Annotated in this window: 5 protein-coding genes; 2 read left to right on the top strand and 3 right to left on the bottom strand. The window is 60.5% G+C overall.

From position 1 onward, the window contains the following. Positions 1 to 68: 68 nt before the first annotated feature. Positions 69 to 2,267, bottom strand: a complete 2,199-nt coding sequence (locus tag F8N49_RS22780; protein WP_073475861.1) for a hypothetical protein — start codon at positions 2,265 to 2,267, stop codon at positions 69 to 71. Between the two features lie 196 nt (positions 2,268 to 2,463). On the opposite strand from F8N49_RS22780, the gene F8N49_RS22775 reads away from it, so the two are divergent. Beyond that, on the top strand, positions 2,464 to 3,360 hold the full coding sequence (locus F8N49_RS22775) for an NAD(P)-dependent oxidoreductase (RefSeq protein WP_178117063.1): 897 nt from the start codon (positions 2,464 to 2,466) through the stop codon (positions 3,358 to 3,360). Here the strand turns inward: F8N49_RS22775 and F8N49_RS22770 are convergent. Together F8N49_RS22770 and F8N49_RS22765 are read right to left on the bottom strand one after the other, a co-directional pair. Further along, entirely contained in the window at positions 3,251 to 5,533 is a 2,283-nt protein-coding gene (locus F8N49_RS22770; protein ID WP_151552693.1) for a bifunctional diguanylate cyclase/phosphodiesterase, read from the bottom strand. The genes F8N49_RS22775 and F8N49_RS22770 overlap by 110 nt on opposite strands. A gap of 150 nt (positions 5,534 to 5,683) precedes the next feature. Continuing rightward, positions 5,684 to 6,052 carry a YkgJ family cysteine cluster protein gene (locus F8N49_RS22765; protein WP_024011928.1) on the bottom strand — a complete coding sequence of 123 codons (369 nt, stop codon included), beginning with the start codon at positions 6,050 to 6,052 and terminating at the stop codon, positions 5,684 to 5,686. Positions 6,053 to 6,353: 301 nt separating this feature from the next. Between F8N49_RS22765 and F8N49_RS22760 the strand changes: the two genes are divergently transcribed. Next, positions 6,354 to 7,703: an MFS transporter gene (locus F8N49_RS22760; RefSeq protein WP_041478024.1), complete on the top strand. Its 1,350-nt coding sequence runs from the start codon at positions 6,354 to 6,356 to the stop codon at positions 7,701 to 7,703. Positions 7,704 to 7,812: the final 109 nt, after the last annotated feature.

Genomic DNA, 7,812 nt, shown 5'->3' with positions numbered 1-7,812 from the left:
ACTAATATTGTGCGCACCACAAATCTGTGGGAGCTGGCTTGCCAGCGATGGCGACGACTCGGTTTTGATCAGACCGAGTAAGTCTTCCCGGTATGGTTATTCAGCGAAATCACCTTGGTCTTGCCAATCCGGTGGCGGTAGATCTCGCGCAGGTACTTGATCGACTTCTTCACGCAATCACGCGACAGGCGAATGTCATTGATCGAGACGAACTTGTCCTTGTCGTTGATCAGCTCGCGGTATTTCTTCTCGTACATCGGTTTGATCGCGTACCAGTTGGTATCAAGGATCTTCGCCGGGTTTTCGAATTCGTTGAGCAGGTCGTCGATCCGCTCTTCGTCGAAGTCTTCCTGAATGATGAAGTCGAGAATCGAGTTATCCAGCGTCTCGTCGAAACGGTACGGATTCTTCGCAAAGCAGCGCTTGATGAACGCCACGATCAGCGTGAGGAAGTCGTCCGACAGGCACGGGCTCTTGGCTATCAGGGTGGTCAGCGACAGGTTGGCCGAAGCGCCGATCACCAGCGCGTAACGCTTGAGCGTGGTGTTGGGGAACAGGCTGTTGAGGTGGGTCTTCAACCGGTTCAGGTCCATGTACGACAGTTTGTAGTCTTTCGGCAGCGAGACGATCGACACCACCGACGAGCAATTCTTGAAGAAGTGCAGGTCGTGCAGCGCGGCGGCGTCGTAGCCGGAATTCTTGTACTGCTCAAGCGAAGCGCGATAACGCTTGGATTCGATCGGCAGCAGGCTGATGCCTTCGATGGCCTGAGTGACCTTGTTGAAGTGCGGCAGGTCGATCGAACGGAAGAACAGGTCGTCGATGTTCAGGCGCTGCGGCTCTTTGTCGAAGACCTTGAACTTGTCGCTGCTCGGCGGCGGGGTTTCCGGGACTACCGATTCGGCGTAGGCAATCGCCACCGGCCCGGCCAGACTCATGAACAGGTCGTTGGCGTCCAGGCGGATGGTTTCGCCGATGTCGATGCCGGCGCGGCGGAAGTAGTTCTGATCATAGTCAGTGGTGACTGCCTGCGCCGTCAGAATGTTGAAGATCTGCTGCGAGATGTACTGGTTGGCGTGCTTCTCCATGGCATTGACATCAATGTTCTGGATGTTGCCATCATCGCTTTCTTCGGCGTAGCGCATGATGTCGTTGGAGATCAGCATCATCGCGTTCCACGGGCGGATACGCCCCATCACGCTGGCTTCGCTGCTGTCTTCGTTGGCGAAGTTGTAGGAGAAATCCCATTCCTCCGACAGGTATTTGCACAGCAGGCGCCCGGCGTTGATGTGCAGCGCCTCGGACATTTCGCTGCGGTGGTCGGAAATGTTCGGCAGCACGCAAATGCCGCTGGTGAAGATCGGCTCGAAGACAAACGAATGACCGCTCTTGCCGTCATGCTCATCCATCGGCTTGGTGTCGAAGGTCTTGTTCATGTACGAGTGCTGCTGGGCCAGACCGAACTCCGAGGCCATGCCCGAACCGGTACCGCCGCCGGCACTGAAGATCGAGAAATACAGGCGCGACTGGTTGGCCTTGATCCCGCAGCTGTCGATCAGGTACGAGTGGATCATTTTCCAGTCGGGGCTGGAGAAGCGCTGGGTGTCCTTGTTGAGGATGATCTTCGCCAGGTACTGGCCGAGGATCGGCGCGTTACCGGCGCCACCGGCGTGGACTTCGGACAAGTCCATGATCTTCATTTTGCTGTAGTCGCGCAGGAAGCCGCTTTTCTCGCCCTTGCGCGAGAAACGGATGCGCCCGGCGATGTCCTTGTCGAGGTCGCCGAGCATCACCAGCGGTTCTACCAGAAACACCGGTTTGGTCGATTTGCTGGTGCCGATGCGCAGGTTGTTCTTGATCCACTGCGCCGGGCTGTAGCCCTTGTCCGCCAGGCGCCGGTCGCTCGGGCGGTCTTCGTTGTTGAATTCGTTGAGGTAGAACTTGCGCGCGTTGTACACCAGCTCCGCCACGTCGAGGGCGATGTTGGAGCCGCAGCGACCGAGGCCGATCAGGCACACCGAGGGGAATTCCTGATCGTTGTGCTGCTCGTTGTCGCCTTCCTGATGCGCCGGGCGCGGGAACACCGAATCGCGCAGGCCGTCGAGGTTATCGAGGATGCGGTCGGTGTTGGTCTCGGTGAAGTACAGGTATTGCTGGGTCGACAGCGGGCGCGAAGGCTGCGTCGGTCTGGATAATGACGCGCTGTTCGCGGCGGGGCTCAGGGTCAGATCGGCTGTTGCACTGGCGGGGTTGTTTTTAGAGGTCATGGTGCGCCATTTACCTGGACTGGGTTGGCCCGCCGAACAGTGCCGGCGAACCTCACGGAATAAGATCTCGCGTCTTGTGTGCGCGAATACGGCCCGGGCGTCGTAGTGCTGGCTGGTCTGATCGCCGGGCGGAATCCTTTCCTGATCGTTGATGAATCGGCCATGATTCGGTGATCTTTAATCGAAAAGAGGCGAAATGATGTCAACGCTACCTTCGTTGGGGTTTGCCGGAATCGGCCTGATGGGCCTGCCCATGTGCCGGCGTCTGCTGGCCGCGGGTTACCCGTTGACGGTGTGGAACCGCAACCCGGACAAGTGCGCACCGCTGGTTGCGGCCGGCGCCCGACAGGTATCGAGCCCGGCTGACCTGTGCGCACACGCCGACATCGTCATGCTGTGTCTGGCCGATACCGCCGTGGTGCGTGAGGTGGTGTTTGGCACTGGCGGCATCGCCGAAGGGGCGAAAAAAGGCCAGCTATTGATGGATTTCTCCAGTCTTGAACCGACCGCCACTCGCGAAATGGCCGCAGCGCTGGCCGAGAAAAGCGGCATGGGCTGGCTTGACTCCCCGGTGTCCGGCGGTGTGGCCGGCGCCGAGGCTGGCAGTCTGGCGATCATGGTCGGTGGTGCAGCGGGAGATCTTGAGCGCGTGCGCCCGGTGCTGCTCAACCTCGGTCAGCGCGTCACGCACATGGGCGGCATCGGCGCCGGCCAGGTCACCAAGGCCTGCAACCAGATGATCGTCGCCTGCAATGCGCTGGTGATTGCCGAAGTGGTGGCGCTGGCCGAGCAGGCCGGGGTTGATGCCAGTCTGATCGCCGAGGCGCTGGCCGGTGGTTTTGCCGATTCCAAGCCGTTGCAGATCCTTGCCCCGCAAATGGCCGAAAGCCGTTTCGAACCGATCAAGTGGCACGTGCGCACGCTGCTCAAGGATCTCGACACAGCCGTGAAATTTTCCCGCGAGCAGGGCTCGGCGACGCCAATCAGCGGATTGGCCGCACAATTGATGCGCCTGCATGGGGCGCAAGGCTTTTTAGCGAAGGATCCAGCGACGCTGGTGCAAATGTATCGCGCGCCAGACTCAACGGATTGACCCCGAGGACGGGTTTGCGCTGGTTGATTTCATCGAGCACCGCGCGCAATTCGTCCAGCGGCACCGGGCGGCTGAGCAGATAACCCTGAATGAAGTCGCAGCCCGAACGCTCGAGAAACTCGTATTGCTCCAGGCTCTCGACGCCCTCGGTGACCACCTGCAGATGCAGGGTGTGAGCCATGACGATGATCGCCTGGACGATCTCCATGTCCGCCGTGGCGGTGGGGATGTCGAGGATGAACGAGCGGTCGATTTTCAGGGTGTTCAGCGGCAGGCGCTTGAGGTAGGCCAGCGACGAATAGCCGGTGCCGAAATCATCGATCGACAGCGACACACCGAGGGCGCGGATCTGCCGCAGCAGCACCAGAGTGTCGGCGATATTGCCCATCAAGGCGTTTTCGGTGACCTCCAGTTCCAGGCGTTCCGGGGCCACACCTGCTGTGTGCAAGGCGTGTTCGATCTCCTCGGCCAGCTCTTCGCGCGCCAGATTCAGCGGCGAGCAGTTCCAGGCGATTTTCAATTCGGCACAACCATGCCGCGACAGCTCGCCAAGATCCTTGCAGGCGCGGCGCAACACCCAGTTGTCCAGTTCGGCAATCAAACCGTTGTTCTCGGCGATACCGATGAAGCGATCCGGTGTAAGCAAACCGTGAACCGGATGCTGCCAGCGAATCAGCGCTTCGAGTTTGGTTACGCGTCCGGTTTTCACTTCGAATATCGGCTGGTAGTAGAGCATCAGCGCGTGGTCTTGTCGCAGCGCACTGCGCAGTTCCTCTTCCAGTTGCAGCTCGAAACTGGCGCGGGTCTTCAGGCTGGAATTGAAGAAGTGCAGACCGTTGCGCCCGGCGCCCTTGGATTGGTACAAGGCCAGGTCGGCGTGCTTGAGCAGCTCTTCGCAAGTGGTGCCGTCTTCGGGAAACAGGCTGATGCCGATGCTGGTGGTCATCACCATGCGCCGGCCGGCCAGTTCGATCGGCTCTTTCATCTTGTGCATGATGCGCTGCGCCATACCACGCGCCTCTTCGCGGTCACGCAGGCTGATGAGGATGCAGAATTCGTCGCCGCCGAACCGCGCGACCACGTCTTCATGGCTGCGCACCGAGCTTTTGATGTGCTGGGCGATGACTTTGAGCAGCGCGTCACCGGCGTCATGGCCGAGGTTGTCGTTGATGCGCTTGAAGTGGTCGATGTCGAGAAACATCACCGCGAGCATGCCGCCCTCGCTGGTTTTCTGGCTGAGTTTTTCGGCGAACATCTGATTGAAACCACGGCGGTTGATCAGGTTGGTTAGCGCGTCGTAATTGGCCGCTTGCTGCAAAGACATACGCGCCTGATCGAGTTGGCTGAGCAAGGCGTTGACCCGGCGTAGGTCGTTTTCCTTGTTCTGCAGCTTTTTGTCGGCGAGGGCGGCGCTGATCGCACTGCCGAGAATCAGCAGGATGATCAGCGCCACGGTCAGGCCAAGTTGCAAATGCCCGGTTTCACTGCCGCTCGCTGCCAGGGCACCTTCGGGAAGCACCAGATCCAGCGCAGCCATGCCGGTGAAGTGCATGCTGATGATGCCGGCGCCGAGAATCAGCGCCGCGCTGTACTTGAGCAATTGATGCGCCACGCCACTGCCTTCGCTCAAATAGCGCGCCACCCACAGCGCGGTGAAACTGGCGCCGATGGCAATCAGCACCGACAGCGCGAACAGCCCTGGCTGATAGTAGGCGGTGGCGCTCGACTTCATCGCGGCCATGCCGACGTAATGCATGCCAGCGATACCCAAACCGATGACACACGCGGTCTTCAGGCAATGCAGTGCGCTCGGCTGCACCTCACTGAGGGTATGCATGGCCAGCCACGAGGCGAGCAGGGCGATCAGCAACGACAAGAGGGTGATGCCGAGGTCGTACTGAATATCGATGGGGGTCTGGAAGGCCAGCATGCCGATGAAGTGCATGGCCCAGATGCCGCCGGCCAGGCAGGTCGCACCGATCCAGCGCCAGATTCGCCGCGACCCCGGGTCTTCGGCATGCACCAGGCGCTCTGCCATGTCCAGGGTGGCGAAACTCGCCGCGCAGGCGACCAGATAGGCCACCATCACCAACAAAGGGTTGTGGCTGCAATCGAGGAGAATCTGCCCGCTCGCCGGCAGCTCGGCAACAAACTGCAAACCAAGCCACTCCATAGCGTGCCCCGTCTCGGATTCATCTGGCCCTTGCGTCAATCAACGCAGGCGAATGAAAGCAGTATAGAGGCGGTTTTCACGCTGCAAGGCGTAGTGGCACATTGGTGGTAATGATTTTGCCATTAGCCTCATAGCGATTCGCGCTAAGGCTCAGGCAATGCGCTCCAGCGGCAGGTCGTTCCAGTGTGGCGGCAAGGGCGGCAGGCCGTGGGCGGCGCGGGCCTTGTCGCAGTCGGGATTGTGCTCGCCGTTCTCCCACGACGCCTCGAACTCGCGGCAGGTGCTCGAACGTTTGTCATAGATCGTGCAGGCCACGGCGCTGCCGACTTCACCCGCCAGAGACATGCAACGCGCCGGTTTGCGATCGGTGCCGATCATTGCCACCCGGCTCGGGGTGATCTGCGCAACAAGTTCATCGGGCACCGTCCCGCCAGAGGATGAGCACTCACCCCAGAAAAAAGACACGCGAAAGTGGGAACAGCAGGCACCGCAATTCAGACACGGACTGGCTTCGGACATGGGCGGGGGTATCAAAGGGATTGATCGGAAGATCCGGACGGATCCGGCCGCCATTCTAGGCTTTGCCATGGCGTTGGGAAGGGGGGCGCGAAACTATTTTTTTGTCGCCGGATTTTGCCGCGAAAGCCCCGTATGGCGGGGGATTCCAGACTTATCAAGGGCTTACGTTTCGTTACAGTGCGATGGGTCGATATCAGGCTGACGAATGATGACAGACAGCCCCCGCGCGGCTGACTAGATTGCAGGTTCCGGGCTCGACGCGCTGGCAGTGAAGCCCCCATAACAATAAAGAGACGGACCCATGCAGAACTCGACCCAAGCGGCGAATGCCTGGCGCATTCTGTTCCTGCTGTTCCTCGCCAACCTGTTCAATTTCTTCGACCGCACCATCCCGGCGATCATCATCGAACCGATCCGCATGGAGTGGCACCTCAGCGACTTTCAGCTGGGCATCATCGGCACTGCGTTCACCATCGTTTACGCCATTGCCGGCCTGCCACTCGGGCGCATGGCCGACACCGGTTCACGCAGCAAACTGATGGGCTGGGGCCTGGCCACCTGGAGTGCGCTGACTGCGGTCAACGGTATGGTCGGCAGTTTCTGGAGCTTTTTGATCGTGCGCATGGGCATCGGCATCGGCGAAGCCAGTTATGCACCAGCGGCCAACTCGCTGATCGGCGATCTGTTTCCGGCGCACCGTCGGGCGCGGGCGATGGGTATTTTCATGCTTGGCCTGCCGCTGGGGCTGCTGCTGGCGTTCTTCACCATCGGCGCGATGGTCAAGGCCTTCGACAGCTGGCGCGCGCCGTTCTTCATCGCCGCCGTGCCGGGGCTGATCCTCGCGGTGTTCATGTTCTTCATCAAAGAGCCGAAACGCGGCGCAGCGGAAACCGTGCAGGTCTCGCAAGAGAAAGTCGACAGGCCTATCCGCCGCGTTCTCGCTGTGCCGACCTTCCTGTGGCTGGTGATGGCCGGGCTGTGCTTCAACTTCGCGACCTATGCCTGCAATTCGTTTCTGGTGCCGATGCTGCAACGCTATTTCCTCATGCCGTTGCAGGAGGCGGCGGTGGCCACGGGCGTGATCGTCGGCGTCACCGGACTGGTCGGGCTGACCCTTGGCGGCTGGATCGCCGACAAGATTCATCAGCGTTTCGCCAGTGGGCGGCTGCTGTTTGCCGCGTTCAGTCTGATCATTTCGACCCTGTGCACGGCGTGGGCGCTGCATGCCGGGCGCATCGAGATCGGTGTGTTCGTCGCGGTGTTCAGTGTCGGCTGGCTGTTCGCGTACAACTTCTATACCTGCGTGTACACGGCGATTCAGGATGTCGTCGAACCGCGCCTGCGGGCGACGGCGATGGCGTTGTTCTTTGCCGGTCTGTATCTGCTCGGCGGCGGGTTGGGTCCGGTGGTCGTGGGTGGTCTGTCGGATCACTTCGCGCATACGGCAATGCTGGCCGCAGGGGCTGAGCAGATGACCGAAGCGTTCAAGGCTGTCGGCCTGCACGACGCGATGTACCTGATCCCGGTGGCGCTGTTCCTGACGATGGTCTTTCTGTTTCTGGCATCGCGGTGTTTTGTTCGCGATGCGCAGCGGATGAAGGAGGGATTGGTGGCGGTGGTTGAGCCAGAAATTTCTGCGGCGACTGCCTGACCGTTTTCGCGAGCAGGCTCGCTCCCACATGATCGTTCCCACGCTCTGCGTGGGAATGCCTCAAGGGACGCTCTGCGTTCCAGCTTCGGTAGGGACGCGGGGCGTCCCG

Origin of the sequence: Pseudomonas sp. GXM4 (assembly GCF_008923895.1) — a bacterium.
Classification (GTDB): domain Bacteria; phylum Pseudomonadota; class Gammaproteobacteria; order Pseudomonadales; family Pseudomonadaceae; genus Aquipseudomonas; species Aquipseudomonas atacamensis.
Note: the sequence above shows the minus strand (reverse complement) of the source record. Positions and strands in the feature narration are given on the sequence as shown.

What these genes read in the sequence shown, in the direction of transcription:
- F8N49_RS22780 (WP_073475861.1), bottom strand. Translation starts at nt 2,267, where the DNA reads ATGACCTCTAAAAACAACCCCGCCAGTGCAACAGCCGATCTGACCCTG.
- F8N49_RS22775 (WP_178117063.1), top strand. Translation starts at nt 2,464, where the DNA reads ATGATGTCAACGCTACCTTCGTTGGGGTTTGCCGGAATCGGCCTGATG.
- F8N49_RS22770 (WP_151552693.1), bottom strand. Translation starts at nt 5,533, where the DNA reads ATGGAGTGGCTTGGTTTGCAGTTTGTTGCCGAGCTGCCGGCGAGCGGG.
- F8N49_RS22765 (WP_024011928.1), bottom strand. Translation starts at nt 6,052, where the DNA reads ATGTCCGAAGCCAGTCCGTGTCTGAATTGCGGTGCCTGCTGTTCCCAC.
- F8N49_RS22760 (WP_041478024.1), top strand. Translation starts at nt 6,354, where the DNA reads ATGCAGAACTCGACCCAAGCGGCGAATGCCTGGCGCATTCTGTTCCTG.